Annotated in this window: 21 protein-coding genes and 1 tRNA gene; 7 read left to right on the top strand and 15 right to left on the bottom strand. The window is 63.5% G+C overall.

The genetic code is table 11. The features are described from left to right. Positions 1-35: 35 nt before the first annotated feature. Positions 36-3,698, bottom strand: coding sequence for an AAA family ATPase (locus AC1C2Q_RS14355; protein WP_495450851.1), 3,663 nt, complete (start codon positions 3,696-3,698; stop codon positions 36-38). Positions 3,699-3,895: 197 nt separating this feature from the next. On the opposite strand from AC1C2Q_RS14355, the gene AC1C2Q_RS14350 reads away from it, so the two are divergent. Next, on the top strand, positions 3,896-4,405 hold the full coding sequence (locus AC1C2Q_RS14350; RefSeq protein ID WP_495450668.1) for a methylated-DNA--[protein]-cysteine S-methyltransferase: 510 nt from the start codon (positions 3,896-3,898) through the stop codon (positions 4,403-4,405). A gap of 71 nt (positions 4,406-4,476) precedes the next feature. Here AC1C2Q_RS14350 and AC1C2Q_RS14345 read toward each other — a convergent pair whose 3' ends face one another. Both AC1C2Q_RS14345 and AC1C2Q_RS14340 read right to left on the bottom strand, forming a co-directional pair. Then, on the bottom strand, positions 4,477-6,111 hold the full coding sequence (locus AC1C2Q_RS14345) for a monocarboxylic acid transporter (protein ID WP_495431904.1): 1,635 nt from the start codon (positions 6,109-6,111) through the stop codon (positions 4,477-4,479). Next, positions 6,108-6,455 (bottom strand): DUF485 domain-containing protein, encoded by a 348-nt coding sequence (locus AC1C2Q_RS14340; RefSeq protein WP_495431903.1) that lies wholly within the window; start codon positions 6,453-6,455, stop codon positions 6,108-6,110. Before AC1C2Q_RS14340 ends, AC1C2Q_RS14345 begins: the two co-directional genes overlap by 4 nt. Positions 6,456-6,565: 110 nt before the next feature. Between AC1C2Q_RS14340 and AC1C2Q_RS14335 the strand changes: the two genes are divergently transcribed. Together AC1C2Q_RS14335 and AC1C2Q_RS14330 are read left to right on the top strand one after the other, a co-directional pair. Beyond that, on the top strand, positions 6,566-7,420 hold the full coding sequence (locus tag AC1C2Q_RS14335; protein WP_495450667.1) for a LuxR C-terminal-related transcriptional regulator: 855 nt from the start codon (positions 6,566-6,568) through the stop codon (positions 7,418-7,420). Positions 7,421-7,491: 71 nt separating this feature from the next. Then, positions 7,492-7,830, top strand: coding sequence for a histone-like nucleoid-structuring protein Lsr2 (locus tag AC1C2Q_RS14330; RefSeq protein ID WP_495450666.1), 339 nt, complete (start codon positions 7,492-7,494; stop codon positions 7,828-7,830). A gap of 7 nt (positions 7,831-7,837) precedes the next feature. On the opposite strand, the gene AC1C2Q_RS14325 is transcribed toward AC1C2Q_RS14330, so the two are convergent. Further along, positions 7,838-8,431: a MarR family winged helix-turn-helix transcriptional regulator gene (locus AC1C2Q_RS14325; RefSeq protein WP_495450665.1), complete on the bottom strand. Its 594-nt coding sequence runs from the start codon at positions 8,429-8,431 to the stop codon at positions 7,838-7,840. A 69-nt stretch (positions 8,432-8,500) separates the two neighbouring features. Between AC1C2Q_RS14325 and AC1C2Q_RS14320 the strand changes: the two genes are divergently transcribed. Continuing rightward, on the top strand, positions 8,501-10,675 hold the full coding sequence (locus AC1C2Q_RS14320) for an MMPL family transporter (RefSeq protein WP_495450664.1): 2,175 nt from the start codon (positions 8,501-8,503) through the stop codon (positions 10,673-10,675). A gap of 94 nt (positions 10,676-10,769) precedes the next feature. After that, on the top strand, positions 10,770-11,510 hold the full coding sequence (locus AC1C2Q_RS14315) for a gamma-glutamyl-gamma-aminobutyrate hydrolase family protein (protein WP_495450663.1): 741 nt from the start codon (positions 10,770-10,772) through the stop codon (positions 11,508-11,510). Positions 11,511-11,512: 2 nt separating this feature from the next. Here the strand turns inward: AC1C2Q_RS14315 and AC1C2Q_RS14310 are convergent, their stop codons facing one another. Further along, on the bottom strand, positions 11,513-11,893 hold the full coding sequence (locus tag AC1C2Q_RS14310; RefSeq protein ID WP_495431897.1) for a hypothetical protein: 381 nt from the start codon (positions 11,891-11,893) through the stop codon (positions 11,513-11,515). 127 nt (positions 11,894-12,020) lie between these two features. Between AC1C2Q_RS14310 and AC1C2Q_RS14305 the strand changes: the two genes are divergently transcribed. Beyond that, on the top strand, positions 12,021-12,623 hold the full coding sequence (locus AC1C2Q_RS14305) for a GrpB family protein (protein ID WP_495450662.1): 603 nt from the start codon (positions 12,021-12,023) through the stop codon (positions 12,621-12,623). 50 nt (positions 12,624-12,673) lie between these two features. Here AC1C2Q_RS14305 and AC1C2Q_RS14300 read toward each other — a convergent pair. The 8 genes from AC1C2Q_RS14300 to AC1C2Q_RS14265 form a co-directional block, all read right to left on the bottom strand. Further along, positions 12,674-12,748: transfer RNA gene (locus tag AC1C2Q_RS14300), tRNA-Arg, on the bottom strand. Positions 12,749-12,769: 21 nt separating this feature from the next. After that, a complete protein-coding gene (locus AC1C2Q_RS14295; RefSeq protein ID WP_495450661.1) occupies positions 12,770-13,474 on the bottom strand; it encodes an ABC transporter ATP-binding protein in 705 nt (234 codons plus the stop codon). After that, a complete protein-coding gene (locus AC1C2Q_RS14290) occupies positions 13,471-16,332 on the bottom strand; it encodes a hypothetical protein (RefSeq protein ID WP_495450660.1) in 2,862 nt (953 codons plus the stop codon). Before AC1C2Q_RS14290 ends, AC1C2Q_RS14295 begins: the two co-directional genes overlap by 4 nt. A 41-nt stretch (positions 16,333-16,373) precedes the next feature. Then, a complete protein-coding gene (locus tag AC1C2Q_RS14285) occupies positions 16,374-16,979 on the bottom strand; it encodes a hypothetical protein (RefSeq protein WP_495450659.1) in 606 nt (201 codons plus the stop codon). Continuing rightward, positions 16,976-17,506: an RNA polymerase sigma factor gene (locus tag AC1C2Q_RS14280; RefSeq protein WP_495450658.1), complete on the bottom strand. Its 531-nt coding sequence runs from the start codon at positions 17,504-17,506 to the stop codon at positions 16,976-16,978. The genes AC1C2Q_RS14285 and AC1C2Q_RS14280 overlap by 4 nt, the downstream gene beginning before the upstream one ends. Positions 17,507-17,592: 86 nt before the next feature. Further along, on the bottom strand, positions 17,593-18,090 hold the full coding sequence (locus AC1C2Q_RS14275; protein WP_495431880.1) for an HNH endonuclease: 498 nt from the start codon (positions 18,088-18,090) through the stop codon (positions 17,593-17,595). Positions 18,091-18,421: 331 nt separating this feature from the next. Further along, the gene (locus AC1C2Q_RS14270; protein ID WP_495431879.1) at positions 18,422-19,147 is read right to left on the bottom strand and encodes a M23 family metallopeptidase; all 726 of its coding nucleotides are present in this window, start codon (positions 19,145-19,147) and stop codon (positions 18,422-18,424) included. Between the two features lie 358 nt (positions 19,148-19,505). Next, on the bottom strand, positions 19,506-20,207 hold the full coding sequence (locus AC1C2Q_RS14265; RefSeq protein ID WP_495431878.1) for an iron-dependent transcriptional repressor DtxR: 702 nt from the start codon (positions 20,205-20,207) through the stop codon (positions 19,506-19,508). Between the two features lie 102 nt (positions 20,208-20,309). On the opposite strand from AC1C2Q_RS14265, the gene serC reads away from it, so the two are divergent. Then, on the top strand, positions 20,310-21,422 hold the full coding sequence (gene serC / locus AC1C2Q_RS14260; protein ID WP_495450657.1) for a phosphoserine transaminase: 1,113 nt from the start codon (positions 20,310-20,312) through the stop codon (positions 21,420-21,422). A gap of 61 nt (positions 21,423-21,483) precedes the next feature. Here the strand turns inward: serC and AC1C2Q_RS14255 are convergent, their stop codons facing one another. Continuing rightward, positions 21,484-22,122: a DUF3027 domain-containing protein gene (locus AC1C2Q_RS14255; protein WP_495450656.1), complete on the bottom strand. Its 639-nt coding sequence runs from the start codon at positions 22,120-22,122 to the stop codon at positions 21,484-21,486. Next, positions 22,106-22,486, bottom strand: coding sequence for a cold-shock protein (locus AC1C2Q_RS14250; protein ID WP_495431875.1), 381 nt, complete (start codon positions 22,484-22,486; stop codon positions 22,106-22,108). The genes AC1C2Q_RS14255 and AC1C2Q_RS14250 overlap by 17 nt, the downstream gene beginning before the upstream one ends. Positions 22,487-22,543: the final 57 nt, after the last annotated feature.

Raw genomic sequence — 22,543 nt, 5'->3', positions numbered from 1 at the left:
CGACGCGTTGGCGCTCGGACTCCGAAGAGTGATCGTCACGCATCGTCAGAGAAATTGAGCGGCTGCGTGTCGTTGTCGGCCTTCACTGCGTCCGCTGCGATTCCGAGTACCGCGGCGATGCGGGACGCCGTGGTCACCGGGTCGCTGTAGAGGTCGAAAGCGTGCACGCGCACATAGTGCCAGCCGAGGCGACGCAGCACGTGCGGACGCAGTCGCAGAGTCTCACGCAGCGACTCTCCGCGCGTCTCGGGGTCAGACTCGATGATGACGGCCTTGCCCTTGTGCTGCGCGACCAGTGGCAGCAGGCCGCGATAGTCGACGTCGACGGATGCGCCGAGGCGTCGCAGTTCCCTGGCCAGGGCGAGGGTGAGCGGGTCGGCAAGGTCTTCCAGGCGCGATTCGCGGCTGCGTGTCGCCAACCCCCCGAGGATCGACATGAGCGTGGATGCCCCATGCGCAAGGCGTCCGTCATCGAATGACGAAGGACGGATAGAGGAGACCAGCACCATCGAGCGACGTGCCCTGGTCATGCTGACGGTGAGCAGCCGCTCGCCGTCAGGTGTGGACAGGTCGCCGAAATCACTGAGCACTCGGCCATGCTTGGTGAGTCCGTAGCCCAGCGAGAAGATCACTCGATCGCGGCTCTCCGCCACGGACTCTTCCAGCGTGAGCACGGCGAACGGCTCTGCGGTATAGCGACCGACGAAGTCTGCAACGTCTGAGCGTCCGGCGAAGGCCGTCGTCACCGCGGCACGAACACGCTCTGCGTGGCGGGCGCTCGCGGTGATCACCATGAGCGACTCGGTCGGACGGTGCACGGCGTGCTCGACCACCAGCGTCACAACACGCGAGACCTCGGCGTCAGGGCTCTCCACGGCGCCGGAGATCGGGTCGGGTGTGCCGACACCACCCTCGACGTAATCGACGGTGAGGCTGCCGCGCCCGAGGTAGGAACCGGCCCAGGGCAGCGAGATGATCTCGCCGCCATAGAAGGCATCGTTGATGAGCTCGGCGAGGTCTTCGCCACCGGCACGGTAGCTGCGGGTCAGCGTCATCACCGGCAGCAGCTCTGCAAGCCGCTCGAATACCGAGGTCTCATCGTATGGGACCTCAGCTTCCCATTCGGTGTCAGCATCCACTGCCATGGTGAACGGTGACGGTCGCTGCGTCACCGGGTCGCCAAAGGCAACTACCTGGCGTGCACGACGAATTGCGGGGGCTGCCTCGGCAAGGTTGATAGCCGCAGCATCCACCAGCAGAACCGTGTCGAACTCGACCGATTCCGGAATCTCGGGCACCTGATACGGAGAGGAGATCCAGGCTGGCGCCAGCACGTTCATCAGTGTGGGCGCTGCGGATACGATCTCTGCCGTTGATGGGGTGCCCTGGGTGAGCGCACGTCGCAGGTGCTGCGACTCAGTGGGCTCATCGACGATGCCGATCCGCCATTGATTTGCGAGTTGCCAGGCCAGCAGCGGCCCCGCCATCGCGGCGTGAGCCTCATCGACGAGGCGGAAGTCTCGCTCCAGACGGTCGACGACCGCGGTATTCGCTCCCAGCAGGGCACGGTTGTCCTGCAACGCTCGCTCCAGCAGCGACTGCCACCAGGCGAACTCGAGCTCTTCGGCGACCTGATCTTCCGCGACATGCCGCACCGAGAGCTCGGCGAGCAGCGGTTCCAGCCCGAGAGTCGCCAGCTTGTCGCGAATGGTGGCGCGTTCGACGAGGTTGTCGAACACGTCCGAGCGTGCGGCAAGCCCTGCCAGGGTGCGCACGAGTCGTTCGACGGGTAGCGCCTCGAGCGGCTCGCGACGGCCGAGAGCGGTGTCGAGCTCGGCCAGCTCAGCGCTCACCCGCTGCCAGGATCCGAGCACCTCGGACAGACCGAGCGGAACCTCAGGGGCGACACCTGCATCGACGAATCGTTGCCACTGCGTGCGCTGCTGCTGAATGCGCAACAGAGCTTCGTGCATCTCGGTGATGTGCACGCCGGGGCGCACATATTCCTTGGCAAGGCGACGCAGCCGGCGACGGTTCGCACCCGACAGCCCCGGAGCATCGCGTCGAGAGCCGTGCGCCTGAATCAGCTCGCCAAGCGGACGCTCGAAGACCGTCGGGCTGAAGCGGTCGAGCGAGTCACGGATGCCTTCGAGCAGGTGCAGGTACTCACCCAGCTCGTCGATCGTCGCGAAAGGCCGCATGTGTGTCTGAGAAATGAGCTCGTAGCCGCGCTCCATCAGAGCGGGCACGCTGGAAGCGTGCAGCCGGCCGGCGAGTTCGTGCGCCGAGCGCGCTGCTTCGGTGCTATTGAAGCTCACGCCGTACCAGGGAGAGTCATCTGGTCCGAAGCGGAACTCCCCCAGACGCGCAGCCTGCACGAGCGCAGCGGCGGCGTCGGCGCGATTGTCGGTGAGTCGGCGGAGCGTTTCTGTGCTCAGCCGCGCGGTCGTCGACGGCGGCACCGGCAGCGATGCCAGGCGGGTGAGCTGCCTGGTGGAATCCAGTACGGATGCGTTGATGCCGGCGACCGGAGCAGTCAGTGCCGTGCGGTAGTCGAGCAAGACGGCACGCAGGCGCACCAGCGCATCATCTACGTCGCTGACCTTGGGCGCGGTCGCCTTCTCGTTGCGTCCGATCGCGCGAACGAGGTCACGCCGGATGCTTGCAGGGGAAACCGCGAAGCTGTCCAGCCCGATACCTGTCAGACGATGACGAACGCCGTCGAGGGTGGAACGTCGTGCAGACACGACAAGCACACGCTTGCCTGCGCGCACGAGTTCACCAAGTGCGTTGATGACGGTCTGGGTGCCGCCGGTGCCTGGCAACGTGGAGACGACGAGCGAATGACCAGCGGAGATTCGAGCCAACACCGATTCCTGCTCAGCGTCAGCGTCGAGCAGGAGCGTGTCGGATGCCGGAGCACGGTCATCCGGACTGGTGATGTGCGGTTGCGGACGCGCAGAGGTCACCTGCTCACGGTCGGCGACGTGACCTGCCAGAGCGTTCAGCAGCTGATGATCGAGTGCGCGGCTGTCGCGTGCCATCGCGGAGGCGACGTCGGCGAAGGTCGACACGACCAGTCGCGGCAGCACAGTGAACGTGTCGATCGACTGGGTCGCAACGCGCAGGCTGTCGATGACCGGTTGTGGCTTGAAGATGCCACCGTCATACGCCAGCGATGCCAGTGTCTCCGCATCGATCGTGATCCCGAAGTGCTCGCGCGCAGCGCTCACCAGTTCGGGATTGACGACGAACGCACCCTGCAGCTTCAGCTCGAAGTCGGTGTGATGCCGGCGGATGGCAAGTGGACGCAGCAGCACGGGAGCAGCGAAGTCAGCTCCCCCGATGCGCCAGCTGGCGAGACCGACAGCCAGGTGAACGGCCTCGATGCCGCGAACCGTGCGCAGCTCAGTGTGCTTGGCGGTGATCCGCTCAGCGGCCAGGCGTGCAGTGCGCAGTCCAACCTCATCGCGGAAGAGGTTGGACAGCAGCGTGGATTTTCCGGTGATGAACTGCGGCAGGCTCCCCGGGTGAGCCTTGGAGATATCGATTCCACCCTCGACGGAGTCGCGGTAGTTGACAAGCGGCGATGGCCCACCGAGATCGGCGGCTTCAGCCCGCAGCCGGGTGCGTTCGGCGTCAGCGATGTGAGCGACCGCGATTACGGTCTGGTCGTCCTGTTGGCTGCCGAGCGTCATCGCAGATTCCGCAGCCTTCTCTTCACGTCGCCACACATAGGACACACTAGGCTCCGTAGGTGCTCGATCCCTGTATTCTGGCCGGGTTTCACCGGATTGGGCCACTTTTTCTGCACACCCGAGCACCTACGCCTGGTTCTCCCCCACCCATGTGATCAGCGCCTTCTGAAGTCCGCGACGCACGTCAGGATGGTGTCATGACATTCCGCTACGACTTCGCACCCACACCGTTCGGTGATGCGCTGGTGGTGTTCTCAGACGAGGGAATCGTACGTTTCGACCTTTCCGAGTCGGCAGATCCCTCGGTGCCATGGCTGCTCGAGAACATCTCTGCACGTCTCCACGACGTGCCCGCCCCCGATCCAGGCGCAGCCGACGAGCTTGCGCATCTGCTCGATGACTACTTCGCCGGCACCCCGGTGCGATTCCACGAGCACCTGCGCTTCGACTGGCGATTGGTCGATGGCTTCCACCGCGCGGCGCTTCAGACGATCAACACGATCGAATGGGGCGAGACCATGAGCTACGGCGAAGTCGCAGCTTCCGCTGGTAGCCCCGGCGCTGCCCGTGCAGTCGGTACCGCGTGCCGGCTGACTCCATTCTCGATCATCGTGCCGGTGCACCGTGTGGTGCGCTCCGATGGCAGTCCGGGTCAGTATGGCGCGCATCCTGAGCACAAGCGCTTCCTGCTCGATCTGGAGCAATAAACGTCAGGAACCCCCGACGTGTGGGCCGTCGGGGGTTCCTGTTCGATCAATGATTCTGTTGACGCAGGCGGCTAGTGATCCACCGCCTTCTCTGCGCCGAAGCCGGTCAACGATCGCACTTCCATCTCCGCAGCAAGCTGAGGAGATTCGATCGTGCGGCTCGTGACCGTGCCGAGCCAGCCCAGGAAGAACCCGAGCGGTATCGAGACGATGCCCGGGTTGTTGAGCGGCCAGATGGCGATGTCGATACTTGGAATCATCGCGGTCTCCGAACCGGAGAACACCGGCGAGAGGACGATCAAGATGATCGCAGACGCCAGACCGCCGTACATGCTCCACACCGCACCACGAGTGTTGAAGCGCCGCCAGAACAGCGAGTAAAGGATCGTCGGCAGGTTCGCGGACGCCGCAACAGCGAAGGCAAGGGCGACGAGGAAGGCAATGTTCTGCCCCTGTGCACCGATACCACCGAGGATCGCGAGGATGCCGATGACGATCACCGTGCGACGAGCAACCTTCACTTCCGCGTTCGGGTCAGCGTCGACCGGCGTTCCATCCGCCTTCTTGCGGCCCTTCTGGATGACGTTCGCATAGATGTCGTGTGCAAACGACGCAGCCGCCGTGATGGTGAGTCCTGCCACGACCGCAAGGATCGTCGCGAACGCGACGGCGGAGATGAAACCGAGCAGGAGTGGGCCACCGAGGTACTGCGCGAGCAACGGTGCTGCGGAGTTCACGCCGCCGGGGGCGGCCTTGATCACATCAGCGCCGACGAGCGCGCCTGCACCGTATCCGAGCACCAGCGTCAGCAGGTAGAACCCACCGATCAGCCAGATGGCCCACACGACTGAACGTCGCGCTTCCTTGGCCGTCGGAACGGTGTAGAAGCGCATCAGCACGTGTGGAAGCCCTGCGGTGCCCAGCACCAGGGCAAGTCCGAGCGAGATGAAGTCCAAGGGATTGGCGCCGTACTGAAGCCCCGGTGCAAGGATCGCATCGCCGTTCGGCGAGTTCGCGACTGCGGTTTCGAGCAGCGTGTTCAGGTTGAAGCCGTGCAGTGCGAGCACCCAGATGGTCATCGCCAAAGCGCCGGCGATGAGCAGCACAGCCTTGACGATCTGCACCCAGGTGGTGCCCTTCATACCGCCGATGAGGACGTAGACGATCATCAGAAGGCCGACGACGGCGATGACGATCGATTGGCCGACCTTGCCGTCGATGCCCATCAGTAGCGAGACCAGACCACCGGCACCGGCCATCTGGGCGAGCAGATAGAAGAAGCACACCACCAGCGTGGTGATCGCGGCTGCCATCCGCACTGGACGCTGCTTGAGGCGGAACGAGAGCACATCGGCCATCGTGAATTTACCGGTGTTGCGCATCATCTCGGCGACAAGCAGCAACGCCACCAGCCAAGCGACGAGGAATCCGATGGAATACAAGAATCCGTCATACCCATTTACGGCGATCGCGCCGCAGATGCCGAGGAAGGATGCGGCAGACAGATAATCACCGGCAATGGCGAAGCCATTCTGAGGTCCGGTGAAGGAACGGCCAGCCGCGTAGTAATCGGCGGCCGTTTTGTTGTTCTTACTGGCACGAATGACGATGAAAAGGGTCACCGCGACGAATGCGGCAAAGATGGAGATATTGAGGACGGGGTTATTCTCACCGGCGGGCGCGGCAGCCAAATGGACGATGTTCATGCCTGCGCCTCAACCTTCTCCAGCTCTTCACGGATTTCTTCCGCTTTCGGATCGAGCTTTCGGTTGGCGAAGGAGACGTATCCCATCGTGATGGCGAAAGTCGTGACGAACTGTGCGAGTCCGAGCAGCAGCCCGACGGTGATATCGCCCCACACCCGCTGTCCCATGAATTCCGTCGCATATGCACCCAACAGCACGTAGGTGAAGTACCAGATCAGAAAGAGCGCCGCCAACGGAAAGATGAAGGACCGTTGCGTTCTCTTCAGTGTTTGGAATCCTGGTGACTGCTGAACGGCGATGTAGTCGATTCCATCTACCCGTTCAGCGTCGGTTCGATCGGTCATGAGGCCTCCTTGCCACACGTATGGGAGCTCGCAAGGCGGTACCCTGCGAGTGGTAGGGTCGACGCTACGAAACGGGGAACAGCGTCGTCACCCCCGAAAGTAGGTACTCGATGAACACCATCACCCTGGACCCAGACACCGACATCGTCGCGCAGGCAGTGCGCGAGCTGGCTCAACGCACCCGCTTCCCCGTCGCTTTCGGCGGCCTGATCGAAGACGGCGTCGTTTCGGTCACCAGCATCGTCGGGACCCGCACCCACAGTCTCGAGGGGCTCAAGGTTCGTTCCGAGCGCGGCCTTGGCGGTCGCGCGATGATGGAACTCCGGCCCCGGATGACCAGCAATTACGGCTCCTCTCAGCACATAACCCACGACTACGACGGTTTCGTTCTCGGCGAAGGCCTGCGCACTCTCCTGGCACTTCCCATCGTCGTGAACGGGCGCTCACGCGGCGTTCTCTATGCCGGAGCGTGGGGTGAAACACCCATCGGCGGCATCACGACAGCGCCGGCGATGGCGGTCGCCGATTCTGTGGCATCCGAGCTGCGAGTGCGCGACGAGGTCGATCGGCGACTGCGCTCGTTGGCACCGCGTAGCCCCACCTTCACCGCCCTCCATCGCGAAGAATTGCGTGAGAGCTTTGCAGAGTTGCGCGGACTGTCTGGAAGTATCAGTGACCCCCTTCTGCGCGAAAGCCTCGCACGTCTCGAGCAGAGGCTGCTCACTGTCGCTGGCGATGAAGCTCCAGCCACGACCGGATCGATTCCCACAGTCCATCTGTCGCCGCGCGAGACTGATGTGCTCGCGTGCGCTGCACTCGGCTACACGAATGCCGAGATCGCCGCAGAGCTCGGACTACGCGAAGGAACTGTGAAGGCCTATCTCAGCACGGCGATGTCCAAATTGGATGCTTCAACTCGACATGCTGCCGTCGCGCGGGCGCGCCGGGCCGGTCTGCTCCCATAAACGTAAAGAATCATTCTCGAATCACGACAGAATCGTTGTAGCCGCCATTCTTTTCTGCGTACACTGAACAAATGGCCCGACGTATTGTGCACCAGCTAGTAGACGACATCGATGGAACGATCCTCGGAATCGGTGAGGGCGAGACTGTTCTTTTCTCGCTCAACAACACCGCTTATGAAATCGATCTGACCACCGAGAATGCGGATGCTTTGCGAGAAGCACTGGAACCATTTGTTTCGGCTGCACGGCGCTCTTCGGCATCCGCTTCCCGAGGCTCGACACGCACGCGCGCGGCGTCCTCTCCCGAGACCGCCGTAATCCGTGAATGGGCGAACGCCAACGGTCACCCGGTTTCCGAACGCGGCCGCATCCCCCAGACAGTGGTCGAGGCATACCGCGCCGCGCACTAGACACTGATCAATCTTCTGCGGAGGTTGCCCACGGTTCATCGTCGAGGGCAATCTCCGTTGTCATGTCCGTGAGGAATCGTGTGACGATCTCACGCTCCGTGTGCGACAGACGTGCGGCCGCAATGAATCTGCGGGCATGCAGACGTCCCACCGTCTCAACTGCCGATTTCCGTGTCTCCGGCGTGATGGCGATCGCCAAGGCACGGCGATCAGAGGGATGCGGCGAACGAGTGATGTGTTCGCCGCGCTCGAGTCGATCAAGCAGCTTGGTGGTGGATGCGGTCGAGATGCGCAGGTGCGCGGAGATTGCGCCGGGGGTCGCGACGACTCCACTGTTCTCGCAGGCGATCAAAAAATGCAGCGCACGCATATCGGTCTGGTTGAGCTTCATGTAGCGCAGCGAGGCCTCTGACAGTTTCTGCTCGGCGTCTCGGAGCCCACCCAGCGCACGCATGACTCCGCTGATCTGACGGATGTCGTCTTCGGACATTCCCGCACGATCGATCAGTTCTCCCTTTGGATCGCTGACTTCGACGTCATAGATCGCCGAGCCGAATGCGAAAGCACTCGACTCGGTGGGTTCGGGAGGGACGGGGGGCATCTCCTGATGCTAGCGCCTAGAATGTTTCATGCTAGGTTTTAATCTAGCCTGGCTAGCAAAGGGGATGACATGATCGACGACACCAACACCACCACGCGCGTTCGCGTGCGCCGTCGCTCATTGGCGCGAGTAGTCATCCCGGCGGTGCTGATTCTCGTCTGGCTTGTGGGAGCCGGACTCGGCGGCCCACTGTTTGGAAAGGTCAGCGAGGTCTCCTCTAACGATCAGACCAGCTACCTGCCTTCGAATGCTGACGCCACCAAGGTGCAAGCACTGCTCAGCGAGTTCAACGACTCCGATGCGATCCCCGCAATCGCGGTGTTCGTCGGCGACAGCGAACTTGACGAAGACCAGCTTGCTGCGATCAACGAAGCCATCGCGAGCGCGCCAGACATCGAGGGTGTGGCGGACGAGGTCTCCCCCGGCATTCCCTCCGAGGACGGCAAGGCTGTTCAGGCGTTCATCCCGATCTCCAGCGATGCCGAGCTCGGCGACGCAGTGTCAGCCCTGGGCGACGAGCTGCGTGCGGCGACGCCGGACGACGTGGCTGTTTACATCACCGGGCCTGCCGGCTTTTCCGCAGACCTCGTAGCCGGATTTGCGGGCATTGACGGACTGCTGCTGGGCGTCGCTTTGCTTGCCGTATTCCTGATCCTGATCCTCGTGTACCGCTCTGCGCTGCTGCCGATCGTCGTGCTCTCCACCAGCTTGTTCGGTCTGTGCGTGGCGCTGCTGGTGGTGTGGTGGCTCGCGAAGTGGGAGATCCTGCTGCTCAGCGGCCAGACGCAGGGCATCCTATTCATCCTGGTGATCGGTGCGGCGACCGACTACTCGTTGCTCTTCGTCGCGAGATTCCGTGAAGAACTGCGCCACACGAAAGACAAGGGCGCGGCGACCATCGCTGCGTGGAAGGGATCGCTTGAGCCGATAGCCGCCTCCGGTGGCACGGTGATCGCGGGGCTTCTCTGCCTGCTGCTGAGCGATCTGAAGTCCAACAGCACGCTCGGACCTGTCGCTGCCATCGGCATTGTGTTCGCCATGCTCTCCGCGCTCACGCTCCTGCCCGCGCTGCTGTTCACGTTCGGGCGGGCAGTGTTCTGGCCGCGTCGCCCGGCATTCGAACCTGAAGTCGTGGCAGCGGAGACAGGCATCGCCACCAAGGGCCTGTGGGCGTTTCTTGCCCGCGGCATCCAGAAGCGTCCGCGCCTGATCTGGATCGTGACGACGCTCGTGCTCATCGCTGGGGCGACCGGATTCACTCAGCTCAACGCTTCGGGGATTCCGCAGTCCGAACTGGTGCTGGGCGCATCGGAAGCCCGAGACGGCCAGGTCGCGCTCGGCGAGCACTTCCCCGGCGGCTCAGGGAGCCCTGCCTACGTGGTCGTCGCCGAAGATTCGCTGCAAGAGGTCGCAGATCTGCTGCTGGCGCACGAAGGCGTCGATGCGGTCTCCGTCAATGCATCCGATTCCCCCAGCGGCACAGCCAGCGTCACTGAGGACGGCATCACGGCGTTCGGTCCTCCCGGAACGCCTGCTCCGGAGCCGACCGTCGTCGACGGTGACGTGATGCTGCAGGCGACGCTGAGCGACGCTGCAGATTCGGATGCCGCGGCATCCACGGTCCGCGACCTCCGCACAGAACTTTCCGAGCACGACGCGATCGTGGGTGGGGTGACAGCCACGTCGATCGACACGAATGACACGTCGATTCACGATCGAAATCTGATCATCCCGCTGATCTTGATCGTGATCTTGATCATCCTGATGCTGCTGCTGCGTTCGATCCTGGCACCGGTGCTGCTGATCCTCACCACCGTGTTGTCGTTCGGCACCGCGATGGGTGTGGCGGCGTGGGTATTCAACGGGATCTTCGACTTCCCCGGTGCAGACCCAGCCGTGCCGCTCTATGGTTTCGTGTTCCTTGTGGCGCTCGGAATCGACTACAACATTTTCCTGATGACGCGGGTGCGCGAAGAATCCATCAAGCACGGCACCCGAGAGGGCGTCCTGCGCGGGCTGTCCGTCACCGGTGGCGTGATCACCTCGGCCGGTCTTGTGCTAGCGGCGACGTTCGCTGCGCTATCGGTGATTCCGATCCTGTTCCTGGTGCAGTTGGCGTTTATCGTCGCGTTCGGCGTGCTGCTGGACACCTTCATCGTGCGGTCGCTGCTGGTTCCGGCCCTGGCGTACGACATCGGGCGTTCGATCTGGTGGCCGTCGAAACTGCACCGCGGGAAGAAGTAGTCCGCATCCAACGCCGGCCGGCAGTCCTGTGCCGGCAACGTGCCGGAAACACATCCGACCCCGTCGCGCAAAGCTGACGACGCAGGATGTGATCATGCCTTCCCCGCGTCACCACGTCGCTGTCGTTCATATTAGGAACTCGCGCCCGTCCAATCCGCGCTACCAGGACGCGCTCGACATGTTGAACGCGTCGACGCTGCAGACGATCCAGGCGATGAACTGGACCGCGGAACTCATCGCCACCGCAGAGCAATCGACAACGGAAACGTTGATGGCTGCGAGGAAAGCCGACATGATCGTGCTCATGGGCGGAGAGGATGTCGCCCCATCGCTCTACAGCGACAACGAGCGCTATCCCGGCTCAGGGCAGCACGAGTCACGCGCGGACCGCGCGCAGATTGCGGTCGTCCTGGAGGCGATTCAGCAACGCACACCGCTGTTGGGCATCTGCCGCGGCATCCAACTCATCAACGTCGCTCTCGGCGGCACGCTCGTGCAACACCTCACCGCGGAGAAGCATCGCGCGCGAACGCCTTCCGCCGATACCTTCGTCCACACACGGCTGCGCCTGGACCCCGCTGTGGATCTGCACCTTGACATCGATGCGACTCGGGCCGTGCTCTGCACCCACCATCAGGCGCTCGACCAGCTGGGTAAAGAACTCCGTGTTGGCGCCCGCTCATCCGACGGTGTGATCGAGGCAGTCACCCACGAGTCGGCACCGATCACAGCCGTGCAATGGCATCCAGAGCATCCGCAGACGGCATCCACACAGCTGTCCGCACTGTTACGCCGCCTGGAGCGTCAGCGTTCGACGGCGCCTGCGCTGGCCTGATCTCAGACGAAGGCGGGGATGAACGAGACGATGAGTCCGATCGCGCCGATGGCGGTGAAGACCGTACCCAGCGTCAGGAAGAAGTGCCGCAGCATCGGCGGATGCGTCCGCACATGACTCGGGTTCCGCGCGCTCACAAATCCTCGATGCCAGTCGTCCTCCACGTGCTCGCGTGAGGTGAGTGGGCGTTCGTGAAACTCCCCACCGGCGAACCATCGCGCGATCAGGACGCCGTCGCGATCGATCACCGCCATGTCGACGCGTTCCCAGCGTCCTTCGGCGAGCGCGATCATTCCGGCGATCACGAGGAGCGGGATGCCGATACCGAGGCCGATCCACGACAGCACCTCACCAACTACGGCGAGGGTGTCGATTGGCTGCACATGTTCATATTAGGAGAGAAGTGGTGACGTGTAGATCCAGGCATGCACGCTGGTGACGGTAAACGACCGCCGCAGCTCATCGCGTCTTTCCTTGCCGCTCGGATTCACGACCCGTAGATTGGGCCGGATGAACGACGAGAAGAACCCGGCCGCATTGATCGAGCACCAGGCGGAGTGGGCACAGCGCGCGTCGCGACTGCTATCGGGCGTCTGGAACGCTGTAGGTGGGCTTGACGGCGCGGAGGCTGCAGAGCTAGATCACATCGGCTCGACATCGGTGCCGGGTCTCGCCGCAAAGCCGTTCGTAGACCTGCAACTGCGCATCTCTCCGCTCCCCTCGGAGGTCGAACTCATCACCAGGCTCGCACCGCTCGGCTACGTGCGAGCGCGCGGTTCGCGCCCCGATTCCCCCGGCGTTGATCGCGATCTACCGAGGGGGTCGATCGTGGCCGATCCCCTCGTTTGGGAGAAACGGCTGTTCTGGCACGAAGACGACCAAGCGATACTTCACGTCCGGCGCGCGGATTCACCGTGGGGTCTGTACACGGTCTGGTTCCGCAACTGGCTTCGAGCGAACGACGACGCCCGCCAGCGCTATGAGGACGTAAAACGAACGCTCAGCGCACAGCAGATCGGCAAAGCTGATTACGACGACTACACCCTGGCCAAGACGGCGTTCTTTGATCAGGTCCAGTCCGAGTTCGAGGCGTGGGCGGCGAGAGGCCGCTGAGGTTGCGGCGATCGGGCCGGAACCGCTTTCCTCGTATCGAACTGATTTCGTGGTGCCCCTGGAGGGAGTCGAACCCCCAACCCTTTCCTTAGGACGGAACTGCTCTTCCATTGAGCTACAGAGGCTGGCCCGACCAGTCTAGTCAATCAAGCGAGCTCGGTTCGCTCATCAGCAGCCTCGATCAGGTGCTGGTCATGGGATGCGACGAGCACGGCGATGCCGTCGTCGAGCAACCCGCGCAGCAGGGTGATGAGCTGATCAGCCGTGGCGCGATCGAGGCTCGCAGTCGGCTCATCCGCCATCACCACTGCAGGGCTCAGCAGCAGCGCCCGCGCGAAGGCCACACGTTGACGCTCGCCGCCGGACAGCCGCTCCGGGAAGTAGGTCGCCCGATCCCCCACGCCCAGCCGGTGCAGCAGATCTCGTGCACGACGCGAGAGTGCACGCGTACGCCGGTCGGGAACGGCGGGCAGCAGCACATTCTCGAGGGCGGTGAGTCCTGGCACCAGGCTCCCCCGCTGATCCAGGTACCCAACATGTCCGCGGCGGCGTTCCGTGACCACGTCATCAGCGAGGCCCGTCACTTCCAGACCCTCCCACAGCACGGCTCCGCTGGACGGAGGCACGAGCCCCGCCGCGACACGCAGGATGCTGGTCTTCCCCGATCCGCTGCGTCCGGCGAGGCAGTGCATACGCCCGCGTTCCAGCGTCAGATCGTAGTCGCGCACGATCGACAGCGGGTCATCGCCAGGGCGCTCGAACTGAATCGTGATGTCCCGCATCTCGATCGCCGGGCCACCGTAGTCTGTAGCCCCCGTCGATGCCGTCGCGGTGTCCTCGGAAATCGTCACAGCGCGGTTCCTCTCGTCCTCGTCGTGAAACTCAACAGTGCACTCAACACCCCGGCGGCGAGCGCAATTGTGACATGCAGCCACGGATCGGCGGCCCATCCGATCCACAGCGCGCCCACTCCAGCGGCCGCGGCGGTGAGAAGCAGCGCCGGTCCCACGATCGCCATACCCTCCGCACGCTGCGCGCGAGCGACCTGCCCACTTGTCCATCCCGCCGCCCGCAGCGTCGCCCATTGCTCCGAACGCCGCGCAAGATCCAGTCGGCGTACCAGCCGGGCCAGCAGCACCCCGCCGATCACGCCGACCGCGCCGAGAACAAGCTGAGGGATCAGCATCTGCGTCGCCACGAGCTGCGCGAGACTGCTCGCCCCCGCTGCTTCCCTGCTTTCCTGAATCGCCTGCGTCAGCGCTGCCGCTGCCAGCCCCACGATGATGATCGCCGCCGCATGCACAACGCTCGTCACCGGATGTATCAGCGCCTGTCGCAGGCCAAATGACGTCACCGAGCGCGCCCCTCGGCGCCGCGAGCGGTTGTCTCGCACTCGGGCCTGTTGTGTCTGAGACGACGAGAGAATCGTGAATGCGGATGCTGCGACCAGCGCAGCGACCGCGACTCCCGCAGCTACCGCCGCAACTGCGGTCTGCCCGGACAACAGCCACGCTGCCCCCGCGATCACGGTGACGATGACCAGCGACGGAATCTCCTCCGCGGCGAACCACCGCGCCCGGCGTGTTCGCGGAAAACCGAGCTCGCGCATCACGATGGCCTGTTGCCTCCGTTCAGGTATGGATGCCACTTGCGTGGCTCCAAGCAGCAGAACACCCGCGGCGAGCGCGACGGCCAGCATCACCCAGGTACCCGTCGAGACAGACAGATTCACCCGGGCCGCAGCGCCCAGCTCAGACCAGCGCTGCGTCACGGTGCCGAGCGGTCCAACCACCTGTGGGGTGGCGACATCGTCCGTCCCGAATGCATAGTCATTCACGCGGACATCGGCATCGGTGGGCGATGAGCCTGCGACGATTGCCGCATTGAATCCGAAGTCTTCAATCGACTGCGCAACCTGAATGACACGGTCACGCCCTCCGGCGGTATAGCCGTCAATGCCACTGACGCGCACCCGGATCGACGAGATCGGTCGATCTTCTCCCCAGATTCCCGCACTGTGGATCGAACCGATCGCGACCGTCCGCGAAGCAACGAGCCCGAGTCCGGTGAGGCTGGGTTCCATGGTCGTGCCGGCATACTCACCAGCGCTCACCGTCGTGCCAATGGGAGCATACGCGCCGAGCGGCACGTAGTTCGCAACATTTTCGTCAACTGCGATCTCGGCGGGATCGAACGTTCCGATCGGCACCGCCGCAGAGGATCCGAACTCACTGCGGGTCAAATCCTTCAGTATCCTCGGCGTGAGAAAGGCAGACTCCGCCCCCACAGCGGTTCCGTCTTTGATCAGCCGAATCCCTTCCATGGCGAAGTCATCGTTGATCGTCTCAGCGAAACCGTCCGCGTTCAGCTCAACCCCGTCATCCACTACCGAATATCCCATCGGCGACCCGGATGCCGCAGTCATGATCTGCTGCGCGAAATATGGGTTCGAACCAGCGCCTGCCGTCGCATCCGTTCCCGGCCACCCCACGCCCACGGTGCTGTCGTTGAACGGGTTAAGAATCTCGGAGACATCGCCGACCGCCGTGCCGATGTACTCGCCAGCGACTCCGTCCGTGATGGCTTGAGGCACTTCGTAGCCGAAGTCCTCCCGCTTCGAGGTTGACCCGAAAGACTCCACGTCCACCCGCATCGTCAACCCCGCGACGTCGACATCGCTGATGAGCAGCGGCATGGCACCAGATCCGGACAGCGCGGCTGCCACTCCGGCATCGAAGTCATCGCCATTCTCCGCGAAGAGGGCGCGCAGATCTGCCAGCACATCATCCGGGTAACCCGACAGCGACTCATCGGCGTACCTCAGCATCGCGTCGGCGATCTTCTCCGCTCGCGGTCCGTCAGCAGATTCGGCCCAGGCGCGCAGCTCCTCGATGCCTGTGTCCGCATCCGCGGCAATCGAGACCAGCGGATCAAGGAAGCTGCCGCGGTCGCCCAGCAGCGCGCGCTCGGATTCCGGATCCACAAGATCGATCCGCGTGACGGGGTTCGGTGCGGTGAAACCGGCCTCAATACTGGATTCGCCCGGATCCGCAGTCGAACCGCTCCAGCCATCCCCGATGGCCATGTTCACGCTGGCTCCACTCATACCCCGAGCCCCTGAGCAGACGTACCTCATGAGTGCCTGATGTCGTTCCGGATCGATCGTGTAGGCGGCACCCCCGCTGGAGCCGAAACTCGACACAGTGCTGCTCATGCACGCCTGCAGCTCTTCCTCGGTCGACCCAGGATTCCCCACTGGGTCGAAGATCAGCGGCGTGCTCTCCCGCTGCACGATCCGCTCCCCCAGACCGTCGTCGGTCGTGAACGTCGTCGTCACACGGAACGCCTGCGGCCCTTCCTCGGGGGATGTCAGATCGACCGGGAGCACCAACTGCGCGGTCGAGAACTTCAACCCCGGAACCAATACGTTTCCGAGCGGCGCCGCTACCCCGACACCGTCGACTGCCTGTACATCTTCCCAGTCCTCGAGGCTGAGCCCCTCGCCACCGCTGCCGAGCGCATTCGGCGGCAAGAGGCTCCCGATCGCACCGATCTCATCGCCCACCGTGACGAGAATGTCGTAGTCCCCGCGCCATTCATCGTCAATAGTCGCCTGCAACATCAACCCCGCTGAGGACTGCACCCCCGCGGCGGCCAGGCCGGTCATGCACAGCAGCACGACCGCCCCGAGCCGCTGTGGTTGCCTCAACAGCCGGGTGAACGGCCCTGGAACCCGCCGGCGTCCGCTTTTCACTGCCAGCCCTCCGCGCACTGCGCCTGCGACGCATTCCCATCGGCGACGAATACGACGACAGCACGCGACTCGGAGACGCAGGTGCGTACATCCGGCAACGGCATTGCAGAGACTGTGCCGAATGATGCCTCACTCACGCGCACCGCATCATCGCTGGGCGAGGTCTGCAGAATCCGTTCGGCGATTGACACGAGTTCTTCCGGGCTCGAGGAAGCGAGAACGCCGTCGTCCGCGGCAATCATCGCTCTCGCCTGTTCGCACACCATCGCCACGTCGAGCGTCGTTTCTGCCGAAAGTCGATAGTCGGCAGTGAAGAACCCAGTCTGCGCAGCATCGGTATCTTCCACACACCGCAGGTGGGCAGGCTCCGACATCGAGACCGGAACGCGATCTGCTTCCGACTCGGGAGCCCCGAACGCCCCCGTCACCGCGGCTGCCGCCAACGATCCACTGAGCACTGTCACCGCTGCCAGCGCAGACACTCCCATGCGAGTGCGCCGCCGACGCCGCCGGCCGATCTCATCAATGCGCTCAGCCACCTGCTCGCCGATCACTCCGAGCGCTGCGTCAAGGTAAATGCCTTCCTTTGGCCGCTCGTTCATGATTCACCCCGCAATGAAAGCCGCAGCACGGCCTTCGCCCGTTGCAACCGCTTGGCAAGCGCGGCGGTCGACACACCGAGATGCTCTGCAGCCTCGTCGTAGGAGTATCCCTCGACCAGACACAGGTGGATGATGCGCTGATCGATGCCACCGAGCTTCTCAATGGCCTGCCGCACCCAGCTGACCTCCTCGACCCGCTCTTGACGCGTCGCATCCGCAGGCAGCAGCGTCTCGTCCAAGGACAGCGCAGACCGACGGCGGCGCAACTGATTTCGTGACAGGTTCCTCGCCGTCACAAGCATCCATGGCAGTGCGGAGCTCTCCACGACGCGGATGTGTCGCAGACGCCGCCAGGCGACTACGAAGACATCCTGGGTGATGTCATCGGCGTCTGAATCATCGCGCAGCATGCTCCACGAGTAGAGGTACACCGCCTTCGCGTGACGCTCGAACAACGTCGCGAAGGCACCCCGGTCACCTCGTCGGGCGAGCCTGATCAGCTCGGCGTCGGCGTCTTCGATGTACATGGATCCTCGCGGGTCGGAAAACTTCTCTCACCCTGTAGTGTCTGGACCCAGCAAATCATGACATCCGATTTCCGGAGATATCACACCTACGCCGCCAGGGCGAGATACGGCTCCCAGCAGGGATCGCTGCGCTCAGTGCCTCGAACGGTCCAGGAAGTTCCTCGCGGTGGGCGCGGACTAAATCGCAGCTGCCACTGCATCTCCTGCGGCGTGCGGTCACTCTTGACGTTGTTGCACCGCAGACAGCAGGCGACGAGGTTCTCCCAGGAATCCGCTCCGCCGCGTGAGCGCGGAAGGACGTGATCGATCGTGGATGCTGACTTGCCGCAGTACCCACATCTATGGTCGTCCCGCCTCAACACACCACGTCTGGTCACGGGGACGCGCCGGCTTCTCGGTAAGCGGACGTATCTTGCTAGGACGATGACGGCGGGACGATCGTAGGCACCACCTGCCGCCCAGACAGGATCATCCTCCACACGTTCCACCACGGTGGCCTTCTGATTCATGACGAGCACCAGGGCTCGTTTGAAGGACACCACCGCAAGCGGTTCATACCCGGCGTTCAGAACAAGTGTGCGCATCGTCTTCCTCTCGATCCGCCGGGACGGCTTCCCGGCACTCTCGACTCACACGACGCCACTCGGACGACAGAGGAAAGTACGCAGGAACCAAAAAAGGCGCCGTCTTTACAGACAGCGCCTTTCGCACACGACAAGCTCAGTGCATCCCTGCGGGCAATGCCGAAGAACGTAACGACCGAGTGCATCCATGGTGCGGATGCTCGGTATTCGTTCCATCGGCTTTCTCCCATCCGTGCGACGACGGGTACAGGCTAACCCATCGTGCCGACAGATGACGAAACAGCAGGTGAACGCTCAGACGCGTGTTGCGCCGGAGCCCACTGGAAAAAGATCAGCCAGCGTTGGCTGCGAGCCAGGCATACGGCTCTACGAGTGAGCCTCCGTACCAGACTTCGAAGTGCAGGTGATTCGCCGTCGAGCGGCCCGTGCTACCGACGAATCCGATGAGCTGACCGGCAACGACGCTCTGTCCGGTCTGAACCTGACGGGAACCGTATGTCATGTGACCGTAAGTCGTGCCAACGCTCTGCCCACCGATGACGTGATCGATCATGATCGATACGCCGTAGCCGCCGATGCTCTCGGCCGAGGCGCGGACCACGCCGGCTGCCGCCGCGTAGATGGGCGTGCCCTGGGGCGCGAGCATGTCAACGCCGTTGTGCCCGCCGCCAACGCTGCGTCCCTGACTGTAGGAGCCCCCCGGAAGCGGGTAGCGCACCTCGCCTGAGCCCGGCGCAACGAGAGCGTAATCGCCCGGGTTGAAGTTGTTGTTCGGAATGGAAGCCACGGATGCGGCGGCTGCGGCTGCGGCACGAGCGGCAGCTGCTTCCTCTTCCTTCTTCGCCGTGATCTCCTCAGGAGTCGTGGCGGTGTATGTGCCCCGGTCAAGGGGCGCTGCGGTGGCTTGAGAGGCAACCACAAGCGACTGCGCATCGTCGAAAGCTACCTGCTGAAGAGTCGCGGTGGCGTCAACCGGATCTGCGGAAGACGCGAATGACGGAAGCGCGATTCCGGCAACCAATACACCGACGGCGCCGAAGATAGCGATCGAGCGCACCGGCTTGATCATCTTGCGTGCGGCGTCACGAGGGGCGACAGTCCGCTTTCGCTTCAGGGCTTTTTCGGGTGTATTCGTGATTGGTTCAATATCTAAGGCCAAAAGGTGATCCTCCTGCGCCTCGCGCTCGGGTAGCGCTGGCTCGTCGGCACTCTGCTTCTCGTGGCATCTGCTCGGGGCACTTTATGCGATCTGTCCGCAGAGATGACGAGCCGGTGAGGCAATCTTCACGGGTTTACCACCAGCGGGCTTTCGCTGGCGACTTGTCCGAGGTTACCGGATGATAACGATTCTGTCACCCTGAGCTGCTGATAATCGTCCGAGAGCGGATGCCGACGCACCCACCCGGCACGACTTATCAGGCTGGATCGCCCACCAGGAAGATGTGCGAAGCGAGCTCGACCGGAAGCTCAAGGCCCTCATCATTGCCATCCATCTGGATCAGCACGTAGCCCTCGTTGAAGCGATAGTTGCCGTGGGAGCCGGGCATGACACCAGCATCGCGCAGCTGCTCAAGCAGCTCGGGGTCAACCTGCGCCGGCTCAGCGAGACGGCGTACCGTTCCTTCGATCGGCCCCCCAGCAGCATTGAGTTTCTGCACGAGCCCGATGACGCCCTCATTGAAAGTGTGCGCGGAAATATCGCCCAGCTGGTCAAGGCCGGGAATCGGATTTCCATAAGGCGACTCGGTCGGGTGACCCAGCAGCTCTACGAGGCGGCGTTCGACCTGCTCACTCATCACGTGCTCCCAGCGGCACGCTTCCTCGTGCACGTAGGCCCAGTCCAAGCCGATCACATCCGCCAGCAACCGCTCTGCCAGGCGGTGCTTACGCATCACGTCGACAGACTTACGACGGCCAGACGCGGTCAATTCGAGGGTGCGGTCCTCGGAAACAACCACGAGTCCGTCCCGCTCCATGCGCCCCACCGTCTGCGAGACGGTCGGGCCAGAGTGTCCGAGCCGCTCAGAGATGCGTGCGCGCAGCGGCACGATGTTCTCTTCTTCGAGTTCGAGGATGGTGCGGAGATACATCTCCGTGGTATCGATCAAATCCGTCATCTGGCCCTCCGGGGTCTTGTTAGGCAAGCCTACCTTCCCGCGCGCACGTCAGAGTTGGACACAGTGAAAGTGGTCGCATCTTCGCGCGCCTAGAATCAACGCATGGCGATCGAGATTCCCAGTGACCTCCTGCCCGTTGACGGCCGCTTCGGCTGCGGACCCTCGAAGGTGCGCCCGGCGCAGCTGGAAGCGCTACTTGCATCCGGCGCCAGCATCCTGGGCACTTCACATCGCCAGGCACCAGTGAAGAATCTCGTCGGCAGCGTCCGCGAGCAGTTCGCGAGCCTCCTCCGCATTCCCGAGGGTTACGAGATCCTGCTCGGCAATGGCGGATCGACCGCGTTCTGGGATGCTGCGGCATTCGGCCTGATCGAGCGCCGCAGCCAGAACCTCACCTTCGGGGAGTTCGGCGGCAAGTTCGCCAAGGCCGCAGGCGCCCCGTGGCTGGAGTCACCCGATGTGCGCACAGCAGAGCCCGGTTCGCGTGTCGCGGCGGAGATCGTCGAAGGTGTCGACGTGTACGCGTGGCCGCACAACGAGACTTCGACCGGTGTGTCGGCGCCCATCGAGCGCGTGGCCGCAGACGGCGCCCTCACTGTTATTGACGCGACCAGCGCCGCGGGTGGCATCGATTTCGACGTGAGCCAGGCTGATGTCTACTACTTCGCACCGCAGAAGAACCTCGGCTCCGACGGTGGCCTGTGGTTCGCGGCGGTGTCGCCGGCCGCCATCGAGCGGATCGAGCAGATCGCAGCATCCGGTCGCTACATCCCTGAGTTCCTGAGCCTGAAGAACGCCGTCGATAATTCACGTCTGAACCAGACGCTGAACACGCCGGCACTCACGACCCTGCATCTGCTCGACAGCCAGCTGAAGTGGATCAACGACAACGGCGGACTCGCATGGGCAGGCGCGCGCACAGCAGAGTCGTCACAGGCGCTGTACGACTGGGCAGAGGCATCGGCCGTCGCAACACCCTTCGTGACGAATCCGGAGCACCGCTCCCCCGTCGTCGTCACTATTGACTTCGACGACAGCATCGACGCGGCAGCGATCGCAAAGACGTTGCGCGCCAACGGCATCGTCGACACTGAGCCGTACCGCAAGCTCGGCCGTAATCAACTGCGCGTCGCGACCTTCGTCTCAATCGAGCCGGACGACGTGCGCCAGCTCATCCGCTCGATCGACTACGTGCTCGCGAATACCGCCGGCTGACTCAAGCAACGAAAAAGGGCTGGCATCATGCCAGCCCTTTTTCGTATGCAAGTTGGGAGGATCACTCCTCTTCGTCGGACTCCGACTCGTCGTCGAAAGCGACTACGGACTCATCGTCGAAAGCAACTACAGATTCGTCGTCAGCATCCGGTTGGTCGATCGCCGACTCATCGAGTTCGTCAATGTCCACGCCGTCGAGGTCGCCGGCGTGGAGCACGCGCGATTCCGAAGCGTCAACCTCGTCATCATCGTCGTCGTCGTCGTCCTCGTCGTCCTCGTCGAGGACATCGTCGGACTCGTCGTCATCGGAATCCTCATCGGAATCCTCGGTCGACTCGCCCGCCTCAGCCGCAGCAACGGCTGCCTGCTCAGCAAGCTCCACCTGGTGCGCGCGATATTCAGCAAGCCGCTCGTCCCACGGCACCCACTCCGGCGCGAGCAACGCACCCTCGTTGGGCATCAGTTCGACTTCGAGCACGGTCGGCTCGGCGCCTTCAACGCGCGCCACAGTGACCGTCCAGTACCAGCCTGGGTATCCAGGCAGACGGTTCTCGAAGCGCAGCGATACAGAGCCATCGTCCTCGGCCAGGTAGCCCGCAGGCGGGCCAACCGTCGAGGCAGGGGTGATCTCGTGCAACGCTGCGAGCGCGACGTCGTGCGCACCGATCAGGTGCGCGTCGGGCTCAGGCATCGAGGTCATCAGCGACCTTTCGCAGGACTGCTGCAATCTTGTGACTCTGGGGGCCTGCCGGATAACGTCCGCGGCGCAGATCGCCGCCGATGCTGTCGAGAAGCTTCACGAGATCCTCAACGATGATCGCCATGTCGTCGGCGGGCTTGCGCTTGGCCTTCGAGAGGCTGACGGGAGCTTCGAGCACACGCACGGACAGTGCCTGCAGACCGCGCTTGCCGTCGGCGACGCCGAACTCCACTCGAGCGCCTGCCTTGACGGTGGCGTCGGTGGGCAGGGCGGAGGCGTGCAGGAAGACGTCCTGGCCATCATCGCTGGCGATGAAGCCGAACCCCTTCTCGTCGTCGTAGAACCTGACCTTGCCGGTGGGCATGGGAAAACCTCGCTGTGTGATGGTGCCGAAAAGAAACGTCGCGTCCATGCGCGACCA

The organism is Microbacterium sp. Y356, assembly GCF_059445355.1.
The sequence above is the reverse complement of the archived record's forward strand: the minus strand, read 5'-3'. Positions and strand labels throughout refer to the sequence as shown.

Excerpts from the sequence above, each read along its gene's own strand:
- AC1C2Q_RS14255 (WP_495450656.1), bottom strand. The coding sequence starts at position 22,122 with ATGACCTCGATGCCTGAGCCCGACGCGCACCTGATCGGTGCGCACGAC.
- AC1C2Q_RS14345 (WP_495431904.1), bottom strand. The coding sequence starts at position 6,111 with ATGAACATCGTCCATTTGGCTGCCGCGCCCGCCGGTGAGAATAACCCC.
- AC1C2Q_RS14355 (WP_495450851.1), bottom strand. The coding sequence starts at position 3,698 with ATGACGCTCGGCAGCCAACAGGACGACCAGACCGTAATCGCGGTCGCT.
- serC (WP_495450657.1), top strand. The coding sequence starts at position 20,310 with ATGGCGATCGAGATTCCCAGTGACCTCCTGCCCGTTGACGGCCGCTTC.
- AC1C2Q_RS14275 (WP_495431880.1), bottom strand. The coding sequence starts at position 18,090 with ATGCGCACACTTGTTCTGAACGCCGGGTATGAACCGCTTGCGGTGGTG.
- AC1C2Q_RS14280 (WP_495450658.1), bottom strand. The coding sequence starts at position 17,506 with ATGTACATCGAAGACGCCGACGCCGAGCTGATCAGGCTCGCCCGACGA.
- AC1C2Q_RS14285 (WP_495450659.1), bottom strand. The coding sequence starts at position 16,979 with ATGAACGAGCGGCCAAAGGAAGGCATTTACCTTGACGCAGCGCTCGGA.
- AC1C2Q_RS14350 (WP_495450668.1), top strand. The coding sequence starts at position 3,896 with ATGACATTCCGCTACGACTTCGCACCCACACCGTTCGGTGATGCGCTG.
- AC1C2Q_RS14320 (WP_495450664.1), top strand. The coding sequence starts at position 8,501 with ATGATCGACGACACCAACACCACCACGCGCGTTCGCGTGCGCCGTCGC.
- AC1C2Q_RS14305 (WP_495450662.1), top strand. The coding sequence starts at position 12,021 with ATGAACGACGAGAAGAACCCGGCCGCATTGATCGAGCACCAGGCGGAG.
- AC1C2Q_RS14265 (WP_495431878.1), bottom strand. The coding sequence starts at position 20,207 with ATGACGGATTTGATCGATACCACGGAGATGTATCTCCGCACCATCCTC.
- AC1C2Q_RS14325 (WP_495450665.1), bottom strand. The coding sequence starts at position 8,431 with ATGCCCCCCGTCCCTCCCGAACCCACCGAGTCGAGTGCTTTCGCATTC.
- AC1C2Q_RS14250 (WP_495431875.1), bottom strand. The coding sequence starts at position 22,486 with ATGCCCACCGGCAAGGTCAGGTTCTACGACGACGAGAAGGGGTTCGGC.
- AC1C2Q_RS14335 (WP_495450667.1), top strand. The coding sequence starts at position 6,566 with ATGAACACCATCACCCTGGACCCAGACACCGACATCGTCGCGCAGGCA.
- AC1C2Q_RS14330 (WP_495450666.1), top strand. The coding sequence starts at position 7,492 with ATGGCCCGACGTATTGTGCACCAGCTAGTAGACGACATCGATGGAACG.
- AC1C2Q_RS14340 (WP_495431903.1), bottom strand. The coding sequence starts at position 6,455 with ATGACCGATCGAACCGACGCTGAACGGGTAGATGGAATCGACTACATC.
- AC1C2Q_RS14315 (WP_495450663.1), top strand. The coding sequence starts at position 10,770 with ATGCCTTCCCCGCGTCACCACGTCGCTGTCGTTCATATTAGGAACTCG.